Consider the following 23,486-nt stretch of genomic DNA (forward strand, 5'->3'; position numbering starts at 1 on the left):
ACTATTTTACAAAAAGGAGTTTGGCACGGTCATTTACCTTTAAAACATAAATTCCTGAAGTAATTGCTTGAGGTAGTTTTAGCAAAGTAATAGCCGTTGATTCATTAAATATTTTTTCGGTTAGTGAAAATGATTTTCCGCTTAAATCAAACAGAAGGAATTCATCCGAAGCCTTTGTATTTGAAACATTCACTTCTTTGTGGATTGCTGGATTCGGATAAATTGTAATTTCATTTGATGAATTTATAACAGCATTTGAACTAAAGTAGGGCATCGCAAAATTATACGCATCGATTCCTATTTTTTCGCCCAATAATCTGCCTGGTAAATCATCGGCAGGTGGATGGATTCCTCCCCAAATACGGGATAAACTGGTCTGGTCAGAGGCATCTCTATACGTAGCCCATTGCAAGGTCACATCGACCGAAGGTCCTTTTTCGAAAACCAAGAAATCATTTTTTGGCGCTTTAAATTCTCCCATACCGCCCGGGAAAAAGGCATCGCCAGTCAATAATGTCAGGACTTCTGCCGCAGCACGAGAAAAAGTAGAATGTCCTGAAATATATCCTGCAAAGGGCGGAGTAACGAAAGAAGGGCGTTGATAAGGCCACCAATTTTCGGCTAATATCCAGCCCACACCAGCCATATCGGTGGTGGCATTTTTAATGTAATCGTGTCCACGCCAAGCGTATACTTTTATCTTTCCAATATGTTCATTTTTCGCGCCGCTCAAGGCATCACCTGCTTTTACAATTTCAACAAATCCGGGCGCTAATGGGATTCCGCCAATATGATAATTGGGTAATGTTGCATCGGTACTTTGACCAAGTTCAGCCATATATCGAATGGCAGAAATGGGTCTTACGTAATCATGCCATCCTTTGATTGACCAAACGGTTATGGCCACGTCGTGCAAAGCACCAGCCAGAACAAAATAGGATTTCACATCCCATTCTAAGGGGGTTAATTCACTTCCTTTTCCGTTCCATTTTTTGGTAAACAACGGATGATCGTGAACATAATTCAAAATAGTAAACCAATGTCCAGGCGGTGTTTCAGAGTTTGGACCATCTGCCCAAAACTCGGCTAGAACTCTGGTATAATCCCCTCTTGGCACTATTTGCGATTCGTAAGGTTTGCCTGTCGCTGGGTTTAGCGTATGACCTTTACTAGTATCGCCGCCCTCGAAAACCTTATAAAATTTCGAATAATCTGAAAAATCTTTTGGTATCAATTTCAAATCGGTGTTCCCTTGATTTTTGGGCGAAATATCCAACATGACGCCGTCATTTGGGTCTAAATGAGAACTCCAATAAGACACTAATGAAAAGTTCCATTTGTATTGATCACTTGAAGCTGTTTTTGAAGATAGGCTTAATTGCGGCGGAGACGGTAGATTGTGATACACTTCAAATTTATTGCTATCTCTTACTAAAATAGATTTAACGTCATCCGTTAATGCAAAAGGAAACACTCGACCCCATTCCGGGCTTAAGAATTCAGGTGTCGAACCGGGAATAATATTGCCACTTTGATCGATAAAAGTATCAAAGGACAAAGGTTGCCAACGATTGGGGTCCACCATTCCTGTTTTGCCTCCTGTAACTCTAACATTTAAGGAAGGGTTTATGGGTTTATAAAAGGTGTTGACGTATTTATTTGCTTCATTTGACCCATCAGCTAGGCCATAATCGATCAGGGTTTGACCAATGTAATTGCCAAGAGCAGCAGCATCTCCTGATTCATAATTTGTAGCTGTAAAGTTCATGTCGTACCCCAATTGGCTCATGATCAAATTAAATCTTTCCAAACTTTTTGCACTTCCGGGCGAATTTTTAAAACGATGCGTCAACAATCGATAGGCGGCATAACTCATGGCCTTTTCGCTGGAAGGTTTTGCGTCTTCCAAAGGCTTGAAATCTTTTAATTCACTTACAAAATTATGGAGAGTATTGCCTATTAAATACGGTTTGGCATTGGGATCATAAATTGCCCAACTATCATACAATGCCACCGCTGTATGGAACAAATTCCGGGCATGAACTGTAGGTCTTGCAAAATCTTTTCGGATGGCTTCTAAAAGGGCTTCATTCCAAATTCTGGCAACAGAAATGTTTTTAGAAACCTTATTTAATTGAAGTTGAACCTTTAATTCGGAAAGCGTGCTATTGCAACTGCCATTCGATACAAGGGCGGTAATTTTTCCAGCCGATTCTAATCCCCATTTTATTTTTATCGATGAAGTTCCTTTGCCTTCTATTATTTCACCGCCTTCGACTGTCCAACTAATTTGGTGATTCAATGGTAGCGTATAAGTATAATTGTCTTCATTATTATACCCGGAGGTGGTTGGTCCGACAATGGAAGTAGCAGTTAAATAAACACAACTCCCATCGTCTTTTGTTGCCATTGGATTATAAGTACAAGATTTTGGATCCGTGCAACCAAAAATGTAATTTACAGGTTGAACATCGACCTTTTTAAATCCTGAAGCTTCAGTGAACTTAATGAAAGTATTGGTTTCGAAATTTTGGTATTTTTCTACTAATCCGGAGGGCCATTTAATGGTAACCTCGTTGATTTTCGTAGCTTTTCCCAAACCAAAATGAGCAGGTTTTAGACTTTGAGACAAAAAGCCTAATCCTGTATAATACCTGTGAAAACTGCCAACATCGGTCGATACCGTGATGGTTGTTCCAATGGCATCTCGATTGGATTTTGTTCCTTGCAAGGCAATTTTAAACCATTTTGCTGTATTGGTTTGATTGGTTTTAATGGTGGGATTAGTATAAAAATAAGAGGCTCTGTCATTGTTGGAGACATAAACATCGAGGTCGCCATCGTTGTCAAAGTCAAAGGCACAGGCGCTGGTTCCGATGGTGCTATCTCCCAAACCAACTTCGTCAGAAGCGTCGATAAAACTATCTTTTCCTTCGTTGAACAAGTTTTTGAAATACCTATTTTTTTGAGGCCCAGTCAGACTAAAACCATTGACAATAAATAAATCTTCATCTCCATCAAGGTCGAAATCGGCAAATATATTATCCCAAGACCAGCCGGTATTGAACATATTTTTTTCGATAGCAATATTGCTGAAGGTGTTGCTACCATTGTTTTTTAGGAAAACATTATTATTGATATTGCTGATAAAAAAGTCGAAATTACCGTCATTATTATAGTCCCCAATTCCGATGCCCATATCGGTACCAGAATTATCAAGGCCGTATTTTTTAGCGTCTTCCACACTGCTGTTGCCATCAATATTGAGGTATAAATCGTTCGGAACCTTATTGTCATTGGTGACATACAAATCCATCCATCCATCTGCATTTACATCAAATGGGAAACCCATATAGGTTCTTTTGTTTTTAACCGTGCCGTTGACCTTGTTGGTGGCATTGCTAAAAGTTCCATTTCCGTTATTGATATAAAAAGTGTTGTAATCGCATTGTTCCCAATTTCCGATGTAAATATCCAGAAATCCGTCTTTATTGAAATCGAACCAAGTGGCAGCAGTATTCCAGCAATTGTTGGTTTTTACCAATCCGGCTTGAATGGTTTTGTCCGTAAAAGTACCATTGCCATTGTTGCGAAATAGTTGTACTTTATAAAGATGCGTAAAAAACAAATCTGGAAAGCCGTCATTGTCATAATCACCCCACGACACCGCATATTTCACCCCATCTAATGCGGGATTTGGCCCTGTAGGATCTTCATTTGGAAATAAATTGGCGAGACCAGCGGCATTGGTTACATCAGTGAAAGCGCCGTTATTGTCATTTCGAAACAATCGGCTGTGTGTTTTTTCGTCTTTGGAATCGTCTTTATTTTTGGCAACAATAAAAAGGTCTAAATCACCATCTCCGTCATAATCGGCAACAGCTGTTCCATTATTTTCTTTCATTATCCCTAGTCCGGCGGCAGTTTCTATGCGTTCAAATTTTTGAGCAAAAACTGTAAATCCAGTAGTAAATAGGAAAAAAAATAATAGGATGAAGACTGTGTTTTTATTGTTTTTTGGCATACGCATTTTTGTTGTAATTTAATTTATGGCTAAGTTCTAAAAAAAAGGAAAATAGGAGCCAATTAGTTAGATTTTTTAAATTCTAGATAGTTAAGATTGAAATTTCCTCGTTCAAAATGTACTCGAATTTTACTGCTGCCTTTTTTCAGAATGACATTTTTCAAAAAAACGGTTTTCCAAATTGTTTCTCCACCCGAAACTGGCAGTGCTATTGTTTCTGAAATTTTCTTTTCGTCTTGTTCTAAATATAATTTCCCACCTGCTTTTTCATTTGAATATCGTATAGCTACTTCAAAAATAGTTTCATTTTTTACTTCAACGGTAAACTGCAACCATTCGCCATCTTCAATGTAAGAAACTTGGTAACCATTTGTTATTTGATCGGAACATTTTACAATATCAACGCCATCGTTTCGCATTTGGTTTCCTTTATTCCAAGGGGTGAATTTTGTTCCTTCATAATTGGCCACCTCTTTGTCTGAATAAGCAAAACCATTTGTGCCTAAATCATATTCTGTTGCGAATATTGTTCCCGGTATTTTGTGATTTTTATAGGGTTTGGTATCGTTGGTTTGTACTTGGCGGAACATGGCATCAATGACATCGGGTTTGACCGTTAGGTTCTCCATTTTATAATTATCGGCAATTTGCATCAATGCTTTTTTGGCAAATTCTTCTGTAGGTTTCGTTCCTCCATTTTTCCAATAGGTGAGAATTTCCTCGTATTCTGGAGTTTTTGTAACAGAAGTAACTCCGGCTATATTTTCAATTTTTTTCATTGGCCAAAAAGCCCAACCAATATTATTTTTTTCGACTAATGAAATCGCTTCTTTAAACCAAACGTTTGAATTCTCGCCACTTTCTCCCATCCAAAGGGGGACATTATGCTTTGTTCTATAATCTAGCATGGTTTGAATTGAGGCTTGATTATTTCCGTTCCAATATTTGTGAAAACTCAAAGCCATGTTTTCATCCCACAAAGGGAACATGCCGTTGTAATTGTTTCCCCAACAATTTCCTTCTATAAAAATTAAATGATTGGAATCGACTTCACGAATGGCTTTCGTAATGCTGGTGAGCAAGGCTTTTAGTGGCACGTTCGAAGTTTCGTCACAACCATTTAAATTTGCCCCCGTAAAGTTCCAATTGGGTTCGTTGATAATGTCGTAGCCACCAATCCAAGGGTTGTTTTTATAGCGTTGCGCTAATTTTTTCCAAAGCGCTATCATTTTATCCTGATTCGCAGCACTTTCCCAAAGCGAGGGTTTTGAAGGGTCGTAATCTGAAATATTGGCGTCATGGCCTTGTCCTCCCGGAGCTCCATGTAAATCTAAAATCAAGTACATTTTATTGGCAGCACACCAGTTTAACAAATTATCGGTCATGGTAAAACCTTCTTCTAACCAAGTTATTTGACCGTCTTTTTCGTTTTCAATCGCAGGAGTATATAAATTGTAGTGCATTGGCAAGCGAATGGAGTTGAATCCCCAAGCCGCCAAAGAATCGATGTCCCTTTTTGTAATTCCGTTTGCTTTATAGGCTTTATAAAATTCTTCCGTATTGGCAGCACCAATCAAATCGGTTATTTTTTGTTTGATTTTATATTGTGGCCCTGCAAAAGCGCCGCTTTGAATCATATATCCTTCTTGTATCATCCAACCGCCTAATCCTAAACCGCGTAAAACGACATTTTTATCGTTTCCATCCACAATATTTTGTCCGTTTCTATGCAAAAAACCTTGGCCAAAAGAAGCCAAAGCAAAGCACATAAAAAAGGGCAGAATTATTTTTTTCATTTCAATTATTTGTAAAATAGAAGTTGTAAAAAGCGAATTTTATGTAGTACAACTTTATTTCTAACTGGATTTTTATATCATTAATACACTAATGTCTGAATAGCGTGTGGCAAAATAGTAACCTCGGTCGCATTTGTTCCGATGCACAAATTATAAGTCACTTTTTTGTTGGTTTGATTCATCACCACCGTAATCACCTTGCCATCTTGGTTCAAGAAGGAAGTCGTTATGAGTTGACTGCGGCTAGATACGCTACTAATTCTTTGGGCTTCTTTACCAATAAATTTAGAAAAATGGCCAATAAAATAATAGGATGGCGTGTAGATTAATTCGCCAGTTTTGGTGTCAGCGTGAATAGGAGCGAAGCAAAAATTGCCTACATGATTGGGGCCACCTTTTTCATCCAAAAGGATGTTCCAATCGGTCCAACCTACGGTTCCATTATTGAAATCGTGAATCATAGATTTGCCATAACGCTCGCCGTTTTTCCAAAGTTGGTATTTATTGGCATCGAATTTTTCGTTGCAACCTTCGGTAAAAAGTAAATTTTTGTTGGGATACATTTCATTAACGGCACCAACATTTTCAAACATTGGCTCGCCGCCACTCCAGGATTCATACCAGTGAAAACCTATTCCCCAAACATATTTATTGGCTTGAGGATCGTCGAGAATAGTACTCGCTCTTTGCGTCATCAAGTCCCGATTGTGATCCCAAACGGTGATTTTTTTGTCACCAAGTCCAGCTTTAGATAGGGTGGGTCCAAGGTAATTTTTTAGAAAATCACGTTCTTCTTCGGCGGTGTAAATACAGGATTCCCAAGTTTGGACTGCCATCGGCTCGTTTTGAACCGTCAATCCCCACACAGGGATTCCTTCTTTTTGATAAGCGTTGATGAATTTCACATAATAATTGGCCCAAGACTGATAGAATTCTGGCAATAATTTTCCGCCTTTCAGCATATTTTTAGTGTCTTTCATAAAGGCTGGCGGACTCCAAGGACTGGCAAACAAAGTTAGTTTTCCTCCCGCCGTTTCTGTAGCTTTTTTGATTAAGGGGATTTTAAATTTTTGGTCATGTTTTATTGAAAAGGTCTTTAAATCGGCATCTCCTTCATTGACGTACGTGTACATATCGCTGCTAAAATCGCAACTGTGAATGTTGGTTCGAATGAGTGAATACCCAATTCCTTTGTCTTTGCTGAAATAGGCATTCAAAAATTCTTGTTGATTTTCTTGGGACAATTTCGCAAAAACTTCAGCACTTGCATCGGTTATGGCGCCACCAATTCCTAGAAAAGTCTGAAAGGTTTTGTTGGGATCTACGAATATACAAGTCTGAGTTTCGACAGGCTGTTTTAAGACTGAAAATTTCAAATTATCAGTATTTGTAATTCTGAGATTCGTGCTGTCTGCCGATGTATAGACCATAACGCTTTTGCCATTTACTGTAAAAGGTTTGGATTGCATTTTGCTTTTTTGCTGTGAAAACGCACTAAATGTAACTAGTAAAATCAGTGCTGAAATTGTTGCTTTCATAATTTATTGGATGCTTATTTTTATTTTTTTCGAAATATTGGAAGATGAATTTCCGATATAAATCATATAATCTCCTTTTTCTAGATTCCAATTGGAAATCGTTTCATCATAAAAACTCAAGCTATTCGTGTCAATCGAAATTTTGAAAGTACCGTTTTCTCCTTTTTTAACTGGCACTTTCTGAAAACTTTTCAACTCTTTTTCGGCTCTACTTACTTTCGAATTCAGTTTTCCGATGTACACTTGAACTACTTCGGCACCGTCAAGATTTCCTTTGTTTGAAACCGTTCCGGAGATTGTTATCGCTTCGTCTTTGGAATACACTTTCTTATCGGAATCTAATTTTGAAAGTTCAAATGTGGTGTAGGACATCCCTTCGCCAAAAGCAAATAACGGTTTGATTTTTTTGGTGTCGTGCCAGCGATACCCTACCAAAATATCTTCTTTGTAATATTGGGTGACTTTATCACCTGGATAACTCAATTCTCCAAAAGAATGAGCTGCATTATCGCTTAATTTTTTAGGAAATGAAAAAGGTAGTTTTCCTGATGGATTGACGTCACCACTTATTACATCGGCTATAGCGTTGCCGGCTTCACTGCCTAAATACCAAGTTTGCATGACTGCTTTTACATTGGTTATCCAAGGCATTTCGACCGCATTTCCACTGACAAGGACCACTCCAATGTTGGAATTTACTTTCAAAAGTTCAGTCAAAAGCTCATCTTGTCCAAAAGGTAATTGATATTCTTTTCGATCCACTCCTTCGCAATCTTGCAGGTGATTTTTATTTAAGCCACCAAAAAACAAAACCAAATCTGCTTTTGATGCGGCTTCGATAGCTTCCTTTTTCAGTTGATTAGCGTCTAATTTTGATGGAATAACTCTGTCATAAGCCGATGGTCCTGAGGCGTATCCCATTGCGTGGATTAGGGTGGCGTTTTGGTATCTTTCTTTCAAACCTTCAAGAGGAGAAATTTCGTGAAGCGCTTTCAACTCTGAGGAACCGCCGCCAATGGTCATTGATTTTGTTGCATTTTCACCAATCACCGCGATGGTCATTTTTTTATTTGGATTAATGGGGAAAAATGAGGCTTCATTTTTTAATAACACAATTCCTTCTCCAGCAATTTTTCGGGCTACATCAAGGTGTTCTTGATTGTTAATTCTGCCTAACGGACGATTCGGGTTCATATTGGTTCGAAACATCAAAAGCAAAATCCGTCTCACTTTATCATTCAAAACTTCTTCTTTGATTTCGCCACTTTTGAGCATTTTTAGAAAAGGATTGGCCAAATAATACGAATCATAAGCATTTTTGGTTGAGGTCGTTAAACCGTCTGTTCCTGTTCCCATTTCGATATCCAATCCATTCAAGGCGGCTTGTTTGGTGTCGTGAGCGGAACCCCAATCTGAAATCACAACCCCGTCAAATGCCCAATCTTTTTTTAAGATGCTGTTCATAAGGATTTGATTGTGCGTGGTGTGCTGTCCTCTAAATTGATTGTAGGCTCCCATCAAAGACCAGACTTTCCCCTCTTCGACTGCGGCTTTGAAGGCGGGTAAATAGATTTCGTGCAAAGCCCTATCACTTACTTCAACATTGATGTGTCCTCGCCATAATTCTTGATTGTTCAGCGCATAATGTTTTACGCAAGCGGCGACGCCATTTTGTTGCACTCCTTGAATATAGGGAACCACCATTTTGGACGCCAAAAAGGGATCTTCGCCCATATATTCAAAATTTCTTCCGTTTAATGGTGTTCGGTACATATTTACTCCAGGACCCAATAAAACATCTTTTTTTCTGTAACGCGCTTCTTCTCCAATACTTATACCGTAATCTTTGGCTAATTTTGGATTAAAGGTCGATGCTAGGCAGGTTAGGGCAGGAAATGCTGTTATCGAATCGTTGGTCCATTTGGCATAACCCCAATCGTCCCAGTTGATTTCGCCACGAACGCCGTGAGGACCATCAGACATCCATAGTTCAGGAATACCTAGTTTTTCGAGTCCAGGCGAACTAAATTTTGATTGGGCGTGACACATAGCCACTTTTTCCTCTAAAGTCAAGGTAGCCATAATTTTTTCTATTTTAGCTTCAATAGCGACTGAACTATTTTTTTCTTGGGCTTTAGCGCTTATAACTAGCATCATGGTACAAATAAAGATAAATGGTGTTTTTTTAAACAGGGGCTTCAACATATATTTCATTTTTAAAGTTTGGTTTGCCTTATTTTTTAATTAATTCGATGTAAACCGGGAGGTGGTCCGACGGATACCGCAAATCCTTAGCATCACTTAAAACTGCGTACTTCCTGACACTGAAGCTGCTGTTTTTGGAGATGAAAATATAATCAATCAAGGTCGTTACGGGTTCATTGTGTTTGAAATCATTGAAAGTTCCGGTGGGGCCAAAAGGTTTTTCCTCAGAGATTTCTCTTGCGTCTAACATTTCTTTTTTTAGAGAAATAATTCTATTTTCAGTTGGTGTCGAATTAAAATCACCCATAAAAAACACGGGATATTTTTTGGTGTTTAGTGCTTCTATTTTTGAAAGAATAAGTTGGATACCCTTGGTTTTTGCCACTTCACCTTGATGGTCTAAATGGGTATTGAACACCCAGAAAGTGGTTTTGGTTTTCGAATCTTTCAAAACCGCATACGTACAAACTCGATTAAAAGCCGCATCCCAGCCTTTTGATATATGATCTGGGGTGTCGGACAGCCAAAAAGTATTGCTTTCTACCAATTGGAAGCGCTCTTTTTTATAATAGATGTTCGAAGATTCGCCTTGACCTATGCCGTCTCTTCCGATTCCGACATAATTATAGGCAGGTAGGGCAGAGGCGATATCTACAACTTGATTGGGTTTTGCTTCTTGAACGCCAAAAATATCCGGTTCGTAAAAATGCAGTTGCGATGTCAAAAACGCTTTTCGGTTGGACCAATTATTCAATCCGTCACTTTCTACATCCAAACGAATGTTATAGGTCATTAACTTCAAGGATTGCCCTTGCCCGAAAACGAGAATCAAATTAGCGATGAAAGTAAAAACATATTTCATATAAAAGACGCTTCTGAAATTGTAGAAATGCCAAAATCGAGATTTGGAATAAAAGGATTGTTTTCATCCTTGCTTCTGAAAAAAACAGAAGCAAGTAATGAAAAGCTAACTAACCAAAAACTACTAATTATAAACTCGTACGTAATCTATTTCGAAGATGGAGGACACAAAGTTTGGATCGATTGCGCCACCAAAATTACCGCCAATAGCACAATTCATAATGATGAAAAAATTCTGATTGAACGGCACACTTGCCGAATTTGTAAAGGTTTTGAATAACTGATTGTCAACATAAAATTTAATGCTGTCTGCTCTCCAATCTAATGTGTAGGTATGAAATTCCGTGGTAGCATTCGAAATTATTGTTGTTGATGAGTCTCCGTTTCCGCCAGAACGACCTGAATAATGGAGTGTTCCAAAAATTTTGTTCAATTGATTTCCCACATGTTCCATGACATCAATTTCGCCGCAAGCAGGCCAGCCCACCGTGCCAATATTGTCGCCCAACATCCATAAAGCTGGCCAGGTTCCCGCACCAGCAGGCAGTTTAGCTCTAAACTCTATTTTGCCGTATTTGAAGGAATATTTGCCAGCCGTTTTTAGTCTTGCTGAAGTGTAGGTGCTTCCCAAATAATTTTCTTTGATGGTTTTAATTTTCAAATAACCACCTTGTATGTATACATTTTCGGGTCGATTGGTATAATACTGAGGTTCGTTATTTCCCCAACCTCCTGCGCCAAGATCGTATCCCCATTTGTTAGTATCGGGAGCGCCATCAACGTTGAATTCATCGCCCCATATTTCTTTTGTAGCAACAAAAACAGTTATGGGTTTTGTTGCAGTATAGTATTTTAGTCCGTTGAATACGGTAACTTTTATTTCGTATGATTTGGTTCCACTTTCGGTATAAGTATGCGAAAAGATGCCGCTAGCGGGCTCTGCTGTTTCTCCATCACCAAAATCTACTTTATAGGATACTCCGCTACTAGGTGTAACGGTATATTTGACTAAGCCGCTTCCGTCACCATTGGGCATTGCAGTAGTTGTGCCCACCACTTCGGTGTTGATGACCACATTTATTGTTGGGGTATTGGGAGCAGTTCCATCATTGCTGTCACCTGAGCTACAGCCTATTAGGGAGCCTAACAGTAAAATGGGTAGTATTAGAATTTTCTTTAAAATTTTCATTTTTGGATTGAGTTTTATTTTGAAGCCTTTGTTTTTTTTCAATTATTCAAATTATGCGGTATCCACTGAAGTATTTTTTTTGAAATGTTGAAACTTTCAATGGGTAACAAAAAACACAGATACTACTAATTTGGTTTCTACTAGTTTGAAAAATTTTATCACGCTTTTTAGTAAACAAAAAAGGTGTTATTCAAAAAAAGGGAAGCAAAATACTTCCCTTTTTTCACAAACAAACAAACTAACTTATAGGGGTTTAAATCTCCATGACCATCCGCTATCTCCTTGAGGAGTTTTGGGTAGGTACAAAATAAGTTCTGTATCTGTTAAAACAGCTACATTATAAACACCAGCTGGGTTTCCTCTGTCTTGTCCTAATATTGGAGCTCCAGTAATTGTTAGTTTTTTATTGGCAACATCCAATATAAAACTACCCTTTTTTGGAGTTCCGGTTTTGGTTGCATAGTAATTGTAATTCGCAGCTCCATTCAAATCGAATGTTATTTTTCCGTCGGTATCAGAAGGAGCACAACAAGTACCACCAGCATTCCACCAAGCAGTCATGTACCCGTCAGAAGGATTATCTGGGGGAGACATATACCACCATAATTTGTCATCATTGGCTGCGCCTTGAAAAACCCAAGTTTTACCTGCGGCAGTGTTTTTACTTACTAAAGAATACCACATTGGATCTAAAGGAGTGTCTAATCTATCAATTTGAACATCGACAGTTTTGGTAAAAAACTGAGAACCCAAAGTCCCTACATAGGTAAATTTAGACTTTCCAGGAATAGGATATACCACAGTATATTCATTAGTAAGTGCCTGTCCTAAATTGTAATTCCAATACCCAGTGATCCCAGGAGTGGTCATTTTAAGTGTAATTTTATTTCCGCCTGGCGGAGTTTGTGTTGCCACTAATTGAACCCCGTCTACATTGGTAGAATCGCTTAGGTTCTCTTCATCTACAATAGGATCGCAGGCCGAAAAAATCAGCATAAACGAAGCTAGTAGGAGATATAAAATTTTAGTATTTTTCATAATTCTAATGTTTTAATAGTTATTAAATTTTACCAACCTGGGTTTTGAGAATAAACCCCATTTGACAATCGTACTTCCGTTTCTGGAATTGGCATTAAACCTTTAGTTTCAGGTCTGTATTTTACACTGTAAGTTGCATTTGACCCTGAATTTTTTACCGGGAATGAGTCATTAAAGGCAGTTTTCACATCGCCCCAACGTACTAAATCAAACCAGTGAAGGCCTTCGAATGCTAATTCGTAGTTACGCTCGGCTTTAACTGCATCTAAAGAATAGGCTACTGCTGGCATTCCGGCTCTAGCTCTTACTGCATTTATTCCTGTTGCTGTTTTAGTGATTTCAGAGTGCATCAACAATACATCGGCATAACGCATAAAAATAAAGTCTTGTGCATTAGTCAATTGCATGCTTGAGTCACCCGTCCAGTTGTACATTGGAATAAACATCGTTCTTTTACCATCTTTAGTATCATGTTCCAATCGGGTATATTTTTTATTGAAATAGCCCGTTTCATGATCCCCTTTGTTCGGTTGATACCCGTCTGTACCTTGGCTAGATTCACCTACTTTAATAATTGAACCTTCTCTTCTTGGGTCAGTGACTGGCCAATCGTTCCACATTTTAGGATTAATGGTACACCATCCCCAACCTTCGGCAAAAGGAACCATTTGATTTCCTCTGATTGAAGTATACAAAGCAAGTCTGTTATTATAACTTTGTCCTGCATTCCAACCCCAATCTCCGAAAGAAAATCGTTGTACAAACATGGTTTCTTTATTTCCTGTTCCAAAAGTAGGTGTTAATCCATCTTGTCCAGCCCAATTCAGATTGTTAGTGGCTGCCCATGGTAACACGGTTTTGCCTGCACTTTTGTTCACATACGAGTATGGCCATAAGTTTCTGAAATCGGAAACCAATCCATGTCCACTATTTGTCATTAAATCATTTAAATAAGCAGTTACTTCAGTAGCGCCTAATTTTCCACCGCCTACTAATGGTAAATCAGTAGTTGCTTTTTGCTCTATATTGGTCATGTAGCCTGTGTAAAACAAATATACACGTGCCATATAAGCTTCAGCAACCCATTTGTTGGCATGGCCGTATCTTGAAGTTGGGATGCTTGCAATTGGAGCAGCGGGCATCGTTTCAATAGCCAATTTCAAATCTGAACCTATTTGTGCAAATGTATCAGAATAAGAGGCTCTTGCCACTTTTCTGTCACCATCTGTTTTGATAATTAGTGGAACCCCACCAAAAAATTTAGCCAATCTGAAGTAAAAGAAACTTCTCATAAACAAGGCTTCGCCAATGGTTTGCTTTTTGAAATTTTCTGCTTCAAGTTTAGTTTTAAAATAAGCTGAAAAATCGGTATTCGCTGTTTTTTCAATAACCGCATTGGCTCTTGAAATACCATTATACGATTGAACCCACATATCACGATAGGTATCTTCATTTGGGTCTTCAAAATTATCTACCCATTTGGCCGATTTATCATCAGGACCACCACCGCCAAGCATTACGTTGTCCAAGAGATTGGCCGCCATTTGTTCCTCGCTGTGAATACCACCCGTGTAAATTGCGTTGTAAATACCTGACATTGCTTCGTCGATATCAGTGGGTGTCTTGTAGAAAGTCTCTAAACCTTTACCATAAAGATTCTCAGAATCTAAATAGTCTGTGCAACTAGTAGCAACGAAAAGGGTTGCAGTTGCTATAAAATAAATTATCTTTTTCATTGTCTTTGGTATTTAAATTAAAAATCTGCACTTAATCCAAACATTACTGTTCTCGCTTGTGGGTATAACCCAAGATCTACACCTGAAGCCCAACTTGCGCTGTCTCCAAAACGAACCTCAGGGTCCATTCCGTTGTAATCGGTAAATGTATATAAATTGTTTACCGCTACATACATTTTTAAATTTGACATAAATTTAATGTTTGACAACACTTGATTGAAGTTATAACCAACCGTTAAATTGTTGATTCTCAAATAATCAGCATCGTGCATAAATATGTCAGAAATAAAGTTTGTATTTCTGTTTGATGTTGCGGTCAACCTAGGCATTGTATTAGAAGTACCTTCGCCATGCCAACGATTGAAAATATCAGAAGTGTAATTTTGGTTGAAATTATCAGCAAATGAACGGTACGATTGCATTACTTGCATACCAAATTTTCCAGCCAAAGTCGTATTGAAATATACTCCTTTGTATTCGAAATTCAATTGTAAACCTAATTCGAAATCTGGATTTGGATTTCCTAAATATACTTTGTCTTTTTCATCTATAGCTCCGTCTTGATTTTGATCTACAAAACGAACATCTCCCGGACGTTGATCAGCAAAATAAGGAGTGCCAGTTGGTGTTACATATGCATTTACTTCTTGTTGATTTTGAAGGATTCCAGCCGTTTGATAACCGTAGAAATATCCTATTGGCTGTCCTACTTGCACTCTAGAAACCTCTGAAGTTCCTTGAGATAAGATGTTTGATGGTCCAAGGATTCTACCGTCGCCGTTGTTAATTTCGGTGACATTATTTTTGTTATGAGCACCACTTACAGTGATACCGTATTTGAAATCCCCTACTTTGTCGTTCCAGTTTACAGAATATTCAATACCGGAGTTTTCTACAGTACCACCATTGATAAATGGAGCACCAGCACCGGCAGTACCTAAAACAGGAGCAAGTACTAACCAATCTTTGGTTGTTTTTTTATACCAATCGAATGTTAATCCTAATCTTGAATCGAATAGTTTAGCGTCAAGTCCAAAGTCTAACTGCTCTGAAGTTTCCCATTTAATATCAGGATTTGGAACTGTTGCAGGATAAGCAGTTGTGCCAGAAACCGGTTTGGTATCCCCAAAGAAATAACCAGGGAAAGCATAAGCAATTTGTGAAGAATATTGGAAGTTTGGAATAGCTTGATTTCCGTTTTGTCCCCAGCTTCCTCTTAATTTAGCATAGTTAAGGATACTAGAGGTTTCGGACATAAAGTCTTCTTTGCTAATTACCCAACCCGCAGACACGGATGGGAAATAACCCCATCGGTTGTTTTCAGCAAAATTGGATGAACCATCGGCACGCATTGTAGCAGAAAGCAAATATTTTTCTTTATAATCGTATTGGGCTCTGGCAAAAAACGATTGAGTAGCTCCGCCTCCGGCAGCCCAGTCAGCACCGCTAGTGTTGATGTCGCTAATAGTTGCAGGGTTCTTGGTGTTATTGATATAAGCATATTTAGGATCCCCAGGGAATAACAAATTACTTCTATATCCAGATACGTTGATATTACTTTGGTTGCGAAGTAATTCTGTACCAATAACCGCAGTAATTTTATGGTCACCAAAAGCGGTATTGTAGGCCAAGGTGTTGGTCCAAGTAGTGTTAGCACCAAAATAAGAGTTTTGTGAAGCACCATCAATAGCGTCATTATACAGAATGCCTAATCCATAAGTTGGATTCATTGATCTTCCGTTTCCGAACCAAGAATCTACACCATAAACTGATTTGAATTTTAAATTCAACATAGGTTCAATTTCTACAAAGGCATTTCCAATGATGTTATTGCCTTTACCATAATTATAGTTATTTCTATAATACATTACCGCTAAAGGATTGGTTTGATTAGGATTCAAGCCGTCTAAGGTAGGGGTAAAGCCAAATTCGCTGATGTTTCTATCAATAGAAGTTTGCCAGTACGCAGGAGTCAATGGGTTTTGAACCAAAGCATTGTGCAAATCATTATAGTAGATATTTCCAGTGGCTACTGCTCTGTTTTGTGTATTAGAATAGGTAAAGTTTTCGCCAACAGTAATGATGCTATGCTTGTCATTTTTTTTCAAAACCATTTTGGTGTTGAATCTAGCAGTCAATCTTTTGTATCCTGCATCGATGATGTTACCACCTAATATACCATCTTGGTCAAAATAGGAAATACCCGCTGAGTACACGATGTCTTGGCTTCCTCCAGTAATATTTAAAGAGTGGTTGACTATCGGAGCATCTTTTTTGGTCATTGCGTCAATCCAGTTAGTACCTAGACCGCCTGCTTGAAGATTTGCCCAAACTTCGTCACCCAATTGTTTTCCCGCACCAGGATAATTGGCTTCCAACCAGCCGTTGTTGTGCACAATGGCATTCCAATCGTTCGGTGCTAAACCGTCGTTTACTCTACCTTCATCCATAATATACATGTATTCTTGGGCGTTCAATGGATCCAAGTTTTTGTATATATTTTGGATTCCATAATAGAAATCATAACTAATTTTAGCTGGACGATCTTTTCGACCTTGCACGGTTGTTACTAAGATAACACCATTAGCAGCTCTTGATCCGTAGATCGCAGCAGAAGCGGCGTCTTTCAACACGTCGATGGCTTCAATATCAGAAGGGTTCAAATAATCGATATTGCCAACAGGTACGCCGTCTACTATGTACAAAGGGTTTGAATTCCCAATAGTACCAATACCACGAATCGTAACTCTAGTTCCTGCTCCTGGAGATCCATTATTTTTGGTAATGTTCACCCCGGCAGCAATCCCTTGAAGGGCGTCCATAGCAGAAACGGTGTTTAAATTTTGAAGGTCTTCTCCTTTAAAATTAGAAGAGGCCCCGGTAATTAAACCTTTTTTCTGAGTTCCGTACCCCACTACTACTACTTCCTGTAACGATTGCGATTCAGGATTCATTTTTACATTAATGGTGTTTCTACCCTTAATGGCTTCCTGCACGTTCGCATAACCTACAAAACTATAAACTAAAGTGCCGTTAGCATCGGCTTTTAATTGATAGTTTCCATCCATATCCGAAGATGTGGCCTTTGTTGTTCCTTTAATTAAAATTGAAGCTCCAGGAACGGGTAATCCGTTTTCGTCTACTACTTTTCCTTTTATGGAAACATCTTGTGCTTGGCCATAAACAGAAAATAGAACGGATAAAAAACAAAAAATAAGTAATTTTGTTAATTTCATTTTTCTAAAATTTTGGTTAGTTATTAATTTTGTGTTAAAGTGTATCAAATCTAATTATTTTTTTTTGAAAGTTGTATTCATAAAAACTATACATTTTCAATTTAGCGAAATCGATTGAAAAAATCACTGTATTCAAGACAAGATGTGATTTTTCATTTTAATAAATTAAATCGATATGCTAGAAATGTTGTGGTAATGTTAAGTTAAATAGTAAACAACGAACGTCAAAAAAACAACAAGAATTTGCAATAAATACACACAATTGTATTTATATTTACAAATGTAAAATAGTTGTTAAGTTTATAGTAATCAAATTTTGTCAATTATTAATCGATTTTTTACTAATCATGAAATTATTCTTTAAAATAATTATCATAAACAAATTTTTATATGATTCGTGATGCTTACCGAGAAATTACCCGACTGATTCCCGAAGATAGTTTCTTAGTGGAGCAGCGAGTAAAAGATGATTTCGATTTCCCTATACACTTTCATCCAGAATACGAACTCAACTTTATTTATAGAGGTAAAGGAGTGCGACGAATTATCGGAGATCATACCGAAGAAATAGATGATATAGAATTGGTGTTAGTTGGACCTAACGTGGTTCACGGTTGGGAACTGCATAATTGTACCTGCAAAGAGATTTACGAAATTACGATTCATATTCACAATGATTTGTTAGATCAAAAAATGTTGTCTCGGAGAATATTCAAGCCCATTAGTGACATGTTTAAAAGAGCCAAACACGGCATTCTTTTTTCGAGAGAAACAACTAATTCACTAATGCCTCGAATTATGGTTTTGGCACGAATAACGGGTTTGCAATATTATTTAGAGTTTATTTCGATCTTGAATGAATTGGCCATTTCAGAGGGGCAAAGAGAGCTTTCAGTTTCGATAGACGAAAAAGAAGATTTTCATAATAGCGACAAGATTAAGAAAGTGTATGATTATATTCAAGAAAATTTTTCGAAAACCATCACCCTAGACGAAATATCAAAATTGGTCAATATGAGCCCCGTTTCGTTTAACCGTTTTATCAAACACCGAACAGGAAAAACGTTTGTTCATTATTTGAATGATACCAGAATTAGTTTTGCCGCAAGATGGTTATTGGAAACCGAGTTGAGTATAGGTGAAATCAGTTTTAAATGCGGGTTTAATAATATCGCCAATTTCAATAGATTGTTCAAGCAGGCTAAAAATACCACTCCAAAGGAATTCAAAAAACAGTATATTGGATTGAAAAGGGTGATGTAGAACTCCTATAAAAAACTCCCAAGGTAATAACATTGAGAGTTTTTCGTAACTAACCAAAACAAAACTAAGTCTTATCCCATAATAACTACAATTTCATGGGTCTTATTTTTCTCTAAAATAGGAACTATCGTAGCGTTTAAAGTAGTGCCATTGACTACTATTTTTTCGACCCCTTTGCTGATGTGTTTCGGGTTTTGTACTTCAATTGTATACGTGGCGCCTCTAAATTTTCTTGTCATTTTGAAGCCGTCCCATTTTGCTGGAATACAAGGATTGATTGAAATACCGTTGTAATCGGGTTTTACTCCTAAAATATATTGGGTTATGGCATAAAAATTCCAAGAAGCAGTTCCCGAAAGCCACGAATTTTTGGCTTCTCCCGGTTTAAAGGCTTCTTTTCCCGCAATCATCTGGCAATATACATAAGGTTCTACTTTGTGCAATTCTGAAATATCCTCCAAATAGCTTGGAGCTATTTTAGTATAATAATCATAAGCTGCGTCGCCACGTCCTATCATAGTTTCGCCAATCATGATCCAAGGATTGTTATGACAAAAAATGCCGCCATTTTCTTTGTAACCCGCCGGATAAGTTGATATTTCGCCATATTCGATATAGTATTTTGTAAACGCAGGACTATTCAAAACGATTCCGTATTCGCAATCCAAATGTTCTTTAACTGAATTTAAAGATTTTTCGACCAAGCCTTCTTCTTTGCCAATTTCAGCCATCGAACACCAACCTTGCGATTCAATAAAAATCTTTCCTTCTTCATTTTCGTTGGAACCAATTTTTTTGCCATAATAATCATAGGCTCTCAAATACCAATCGCCATCCCAACCGTGATTTTTCACGGCTTCAATCATAGTATTCACATGATTTTCGGCTTCTACTGCTTCGTTATCTTTTCCTAATTGACGGCATAATTTCACAAACTCTTTTCCGTAAACTACGAACAAGCCAGCAATCATAAGTGATTCGGCTGTTTCGCCTTTTTTGTTTCCTGTGGTTTGAAAAGATTCATTCGGATCATTCGAAAAACAATTCAAGTTCAAACAATCGTTCCAATCGGCTCGACCTATCAACGGTAATTGATGTGGTCCTAAATTATTGACAACATGGTAAAACGAAATTTTCAAATGTTCAAAATGAGTTTTGGCTTTCGAAGCATCATTATCGAAAGGCACTAATTCGTCAAGCAAAGAAAAATCGCCTGTTTCCTTTATGTATTCAGTTGTGGAAAGGATTAACCAAAGGGGATCATCATTGAAATCGCCCCCGATTGCGGCATTTCCTTTTTTGGTTAAAGGTTGGTATTGGTGATAGCAAGAACCATCTTCAAATTGTGTCGAAGCAATGTCAATGATTCGCTCTCTCGCTCTCTCGGGAATTTGATGCACAAAACCAATTAAATCTTGATTCGAATCTCTGAAGCCCATGCCGCGACCAATTCCCGATTCGAAAAATGAAGCAGAACGCGACATATTAAAGGTAACCATACATTGGTATTGATTCCAGATGTTGACCATTCTATCTAGCCTGTCATCACCCGATTTTATATTTATTGTGCCCAATAAGTTGTCCCAATATTCTTTTAATGCATCAAAAGCGGCTTCTACTTTTTCGACAGTATTGTACTTGTCAATCATCGATTTTGCCGGTTTTTTGTTGATGACGGATTTGCTTTCCCATTTATTATCCGCATCCACTTCAACATAACCCAGCATAAAAATATAATCTTTGCTTTCGCCAGGCTTCAATTCTACTTCAATATAATGAGAAGCGATGGGCGACCAACCGTGCGCAATGGTATTTTTAGGTTTACCGCCGGTAACGACCTCAGGAGTATCGAATCCGTTGTACAAACCTATAAATGATTCTCTATCGGTATCAAATCCTTTAATTGCCTCGTTCACCGAATAAAAGGCGTAATGGTTGCGGCGTTCTTTGAATTCGGTTTTGTGGTAAATGACCGAATCTTCAACTTCGACTTCGCCGGTGCTGAAATTCCTTTGAAAATTGGTCATATCATCTTCTGCATTCCAAAGCGCCCATTCTATGAAAGAAAATAATTGTAGTGTTTTAGTTTCAGTAGAGGAATTGCTAAGGCTCAATTTCTGAATTTCGCCCCAAAATCCTAAAGGGATAAACTGTAAAACTTCGGCTTGTACTCCGTTTTTAGAACTTTTGAATTTAGTGTAACTCATTCCGTGACGGCATTCGTAGCTATCCAATTCGGTTTTTACTGGTTTCCAGCCTGGAGACCAAAGAGTGTCCCCGTCCTTGATATAAAAATACTTTCCTCCATCATCTACCGGAACATTGTTGTAGCGATAGCGAGTTAATCGTCGGAATTTGGCATCCTTATAAAAAGTATATCCGCCGCCAGTATTGGAGGTTAGTGAGAAAAAATCTTCATTTCCTAGGTAATTAATCCAAGGGTAAGGCGTTTTTGGGTTGGTGATTACATATTCTCTCGAATCATCATCAAAATGTCCGTATTTCATTTTATTATTTTTAACAGCACTGTTATTCAGTTGTTTGTTTAGAATCTTTGTAATAAATTCGCAGTTGTAATTGCTGATTTTTGTTAATTTATCAATAAAAATGACATATAATTAACATTTTCAAAATTAGCCAATGGATTAAAAAATTCTATATACTATTTTGTCTATTTTATATTGTTTTTTTACTAAAATGAATTTTGCAAACACACTATTTACTCACTAATTGATTTCTTTAGTCTTTATAAATGGTGTTTTTAGCAAAGTCCAACTCTTCGATTTATTAATTTTAAAGGTTTTATTGGAAATGTTGTGAAGTTTTTTTTTACCACATAGTTTTTATTATAGTTCCGATAGCTATCAGATTATAGATTTTATTTTTAGAAAGCTTTGCTTTTGCATAGTATTCATAGCACTATGTGCAAAAAAGAATTTTCTATGTCAATCTTTTTTTACAATTTCGACTACTTTTCTATGTGGTTTAAAATAATTTTAAATTTATTCTCACACTAAACTCATTAGAACCATTTTAAAATGAAAATCTCTTAGGTGCACGACAAATTGCATTTCTTTATAAAAATGAGGTGCAACTAATTTTAAGAATTGATTTTTTGAATTCGTTTGACGTAAATTTCAAAGATTTTCACAGATTAATCTGTGAAAATTTGTGTAATCTGTGTCTCAAATTTTGAAACAGTGCAATTTGTCGTGCACCCAAATCTTTTTTTTGTAATTTTAGCCCACAAAATCAAACCATGAGAGTAGCACTTGGCTTTTTCCTTTTTATACTAATTCTTCCCGTTTTTTCGCAAGAGAAGACCAATTTGGAGGATGCACCGAAAATAAAAATCGATTCGTTGTATAGGGAAGATCAGTTTTATTTTAGTTTTGCCTTAAATACACTGCAAAACAAACCTGCAGGACTTAGTCAGGATAAATTTTCAGCGGGTTTTTCAACGGGCTTTCTTCGGGATTTTCCCATAAATAAAAATCGAACAATTTCCATCGCACCCGGAATAGGTTTGGCTTACAATAATTATAATCAAAATCTTAAAATTTCAGAATCGAATCAAATTTCCGTTTACTCGATCATCGAATCGGAGGTGGATTTTGACAGAAACCGATTTTCGCAGCTCTTGGTCGAAATGCCTATCGAGTTTAGATGGAGGACGTCAACCTACGAAAGTCATAAATTTTGGAGAGTTTATGCGGGTTTTAAAGTGGGCTATTTGCTGTATGACAAATCGATTTTTAAGGATGCTAGTGATAAATTTGTAGTAGATAATAACGAAGATTTTAACAAATTTCAGTACGGCACCTATATTGCGGCGGGCTATAATTCGATCAATATTTTTGCGTATTATGGTCTGAATGCGTTGTTTCAAAACGCTAAAACTGCAACGGAAACTATCGATATGAATGCGTTGAATGTCGGCATTATGTTTTATATTTTATAGCCAAATCGGCAACAATATAAGTTGCGGAATTATTCCGGATAAAAATCCAATGACCAATTCTTTGGGAGTATGTGCGTTCATTTCCAGTCTTGACGAAGCCACAAATCCGTTCATGAGTACCCAAAATACAATCCAATTGATGTTTCGACTCTCATTGTGAATGCTTAAGCCAATCACAAAAATGGTCAGCGCACTAATCGCGATCATGTGCAAACTTGCTTTGGTTCGAAAAAACAATAAAATCAAGGCAATAATTGTGCTGAACAATCCTCCTAAAAAGAAAAAGTGAAATTCAGGAAAATGTTCTAAAGTGATGCATTTCCGAATGAGGAAAATCGTTAAAAAGCATTGAAGCACTAATGGAATTTTGCGCTGTGAAATATCGGCGATCATTATAGAGTTCAATTGTCCAGTCACACGCAATATCAAAAAAATACACAATGGGAGTACAATAGTGAGCAGGACGATTTGAAAAATTGCGAAGTATTTTTCCGGATGGGAATAATAGGTATCGTTAAAAACAAAATAAAACAAAGCGGCATAAACCGGTATGAATATCGGGTGGAATAGATAAGAAAAAAAAGGAAGTAGTTTTTTTAAATTCATTTTTTAAATTCCCCTTTTAGGGGTTAGGGGGAT

At 37.4% G+C, this 23,486-nt stretch carries 13 protein-coding genes; 2 read left to right on the forward strand and 11 right to left on the reverse strand.

What is annotated here, in order from left to right:
- Position 1 precedes the first annotated feature (1 nt).
- The 9 genes from E1750_RS12240 to E1750_RS12280 form a co-directional block, all read right to left on the reverse strand.
- Positions 2–4,024, reverse strand: coding sequence for an FG-GAP-like repeat-containing protein (locus E1750_RS12240; RefSeq protein ID WP_165698047.1), 4,023 nt, complete (start codon positions 4,022–4,024; stop codon positions 2–4).
- A 62-nt stretch (positions 4,025–4,086) separates the two neighbouring features.
- On the reverse strand, positions 4,087–5,820 hold the full coding sequence (locus E1750_RS12245; protein ID WP_133277052.1) for a cellulase family glycosylhydrolase: 1,734 nt from the start codon (positions 5,818–5,820) through the stop codon (positions 4,087–4,089).
- 80 nt (positions 5,821–5,900) lie between these two features.
- Positions 5,901–7,358 carry a glycoside hydrolase family 30 protein gene (locus E1750_RS12250; RefSeq protein ID WP_133277053.1) on the reverse strand — a complete coding sequence of 486 codons (1,458 nt, stop codon included), beginning with the start codon at positions 7,356–7,358 and terminating at the stop codon, positions 5,901–5,903.
- Positions 7,359–7,361: 3 nt separating this feature from the next.
- A complete protein-coding gene (locus E1750_RS12255; protein ID WP_227873890.1) occupies positions 7,362–9,515 on the reverse strand; it encodes a beta-glucosidase in 2,154 nt (717 codons plus the stop codon).
- Positions 9,516–9,591: 76 nt separating this feature from the next.
- The gene (locus E1750_RS12260) at positions 9,592–10,425 is read right to left on the reverse strand and encodes an endonuclease/exonuclease/phosphatase family protein (protein WP_133277055.1); all 834 of its coding nucleotides are present in this window, start codon (positions 10,423–10,425) and stop codon (positions 9,592–9,594) included.
- 123 nt (positions 10,426–10,548) lie between these two features.
- Positions 10,549–11,613 (reverse strand): family 16 glycosylhydrolase, encoded by a 1,065-nt coding sequence (locus tag E1750_RS12265; RefSeq protein ID WP_133277056.1) that lies wholly within the window; start codon positions 11,611–11,613, stop codon positions 10,549–10,551.
- Between the two features lie 243 nt (positions 11,614–11,856).
- Positions 11,857–12,651, reverse strand: a complete 795-nt coding sequence (locus E1750_RS12270; protein WP_133277057.1) for a hypothetical protein — start codon at positions 12,649–12,651, stop codon at positions 11,857–11,859.
- A 29-nt stretch (positions 12,652–12,680) separates the two neighbouring features.
- Positions 12,681–14,387, reverse strand: a complete 1,707-nt coding sequence (locus E1750_RS12275) for a RagB/SusD family nutrient uptake outer membrane protein (protein WP_133277058.1) — start codon at positions 14,385–14,387, stop codon at positions 12,681–12,683.
- 17 nt (positions 14,388–14,404) lie between these two features.
- Positions 14,405–17,623, reverse strand: coding sequence for a SusC/RagA family TonB-linked outer membrane protein (locus E1750_RS12280; protein WP_133277059.1), 3,219 nt, complete (start codon positions 17,621–17,623; stop codon positions 14,405–14,407).
- 390 nt (positions 17,624–18,013) lie between these two features.
- On the opposite strand from E1750_RS12280, the gene E1750_RS12285 reads away from it, so the two are divergent.
- Positions 18,014–18,886, forward strand: a complete 873-nt coding sequence (locus E1750_RS12285; RefSeq protein WP_133277060.1) for a helix-turn-helix domain-containing protein — start codon at positions 18,014–18,016, stop codon at positions 18,884–18,886.
- A gap of 71 nt (positions 18,887–18,957) precedes the next feature.
- Here E1750_RS12285 and E1750_RS12290 read toward each other — a convergent pair whose 3' ends face one another.
- Positions 18,958–21,393, reverse strand: coding sequence for a GH36-type glycosyl hydrolase domain-containing protein (locus tag E1750_RS12290; protein WP_133277061.1), 2,436 nt, complete (start codon positions 21,391–21,393; stop codon positions 18,958–18,960).
- A 752-nt stretch (positions 21,394–22,145) separates the two neighbouring features.
- On the opposite strand from E1750_RS12290, the gene E1750_RS12295 reads away from it, so the two are divergent.
- The gene (locus E1750_RS12295; RefSeq protein ID WP_133277062.1) at positions 22,146–22,847 is read left to right on the forward strand and encodes a porin family protein; all 702 of its coding nucleotides are present in this window, start codon (positions 22,146–22,148) and stop codon (positions 22,845–22,847) included.
- On the opposite strand, the gene E1750_RS12300 is transcribed toward E1750_RS12295, so the two are convergent.
- Entirely contained in the window at positions 22,842–23,453 is a 612-nt protein-coding gene (locus E1750_RS12300; protein WP_165698048.1) for a hypothetical protein, read from the reverse strand. The two genes, E1750_RS12295 and E1750_RS12300, sit on opposite strands and share 6 nt — an antisense overlap.
- Between the last annotated feature and the right edge of the window lie 33 nt (positions 23,454–23,486).

The sequence above is a fragment of the Flavobacterium nackdongense genome (assembly GCF_004355225.1).
In the GTDB taxonomy this organism is placed as follows: Bacteria; Bacteroidota; Bacteroidia; order Flavobacteriales; family Flavobacteriaceae; genus Flavobacterium; species Flavobacterium nackdongense.

Excerpts from the sequence above, each read along its gene's own strand:
- E1750_RS12240 (WP_165698047.1), bottom strand. The coding sequence starts at position 4,024 with ATGCCAAAAAACAATAAAAACACAGTCTTCATCCTATTATTTTTTTTC.
- E1750_RS12245 (WP_133277052.1), bottom strand. The coding sequence starts at position 5,820 with ATGAAAAAAATAATTCTGCCCTTTTTTATGTGCTTTGCTTTGGCTTCT.
- E1750_RS12250 (WP_133277053.1), bottom strand. The coding sequence starts at position 7,358 with ATGAAAGCAACAATTTCAGCACTGATTTTACTAGTTACATTTAGTGCG.
- E1750_RS12255 (WP_227873890.1), bottom strand. The coding sequence starts at position 9,515 with ATGATGCTAGTTATAAGCGCTAAAGCCCAAGAAAAAAATAGTTCAGTC.
- E1750_RS12260 (WP_133277055.1), bottom strand. The coding sequence starts at position 10,425 with ATGAAATATGTTTTTACTTTCATCGCTAATTTGATTCTCGTTTTCGGG.
- E1750_RS12265 (WP_133277056.1), bottom strand. The coding sequence starts at position 11,613 with ATGAAAATTTTAAAGAAAATTCTAATACTACCCATTTTACTGTTAGGC.
- E1750_RS12270 (WP_133277057.1), bottom strand. The coding sequence starts at position 12,651 with ATGAAAAATACTAAAATTTTATATCTCCTACTAGCTTCGTTTATGCTG.
- E1750_RS12275 (WP_133277058.1), bottom strand. The coding sequence starts at position 14,387 with ATGAAAAAGATAATTTATTTTATAGCAACTGCAACCCTTTTCGTTGCT.
- E1750_RS12280 (WP_133277059.1), bottom strand. The coding sequence starts at position 17,623 with ATGAAATTAACAAAATTACTTATTTTTTGTTTTTTATCCGTTCTATTT.
- E1750_RS12285 (WP_133277060.1), top strand. The coding sequence starts at position 18,014 with ATGATTCGTGATGCTTACCGAGAAATTACCCGACTGATTCCCGAAGAT.
- E1750_RS12290 (WP_133277061.1), bottom strand. The coding sequence starts at position 21,393 with ATGAAATACGGACATTTTGATGATGATTCGAGAGAATATGTAATCACC.
- E1750_RS12295 (WP_133277062.1), top strand. The coding sequence starts at position 22,146 with ATGAGAGTAGCACTTGGCTTTTTCCTTTTTATACTAATTCTTCCCGTT.
- E1750_RS12300 (WP_165698048.1), bottom strand. The coding sequence starts at position 23,453 with ATGAATTTAAAAAAACTACTTCCTTTTTTTTCTTATCTATTCCACCCG.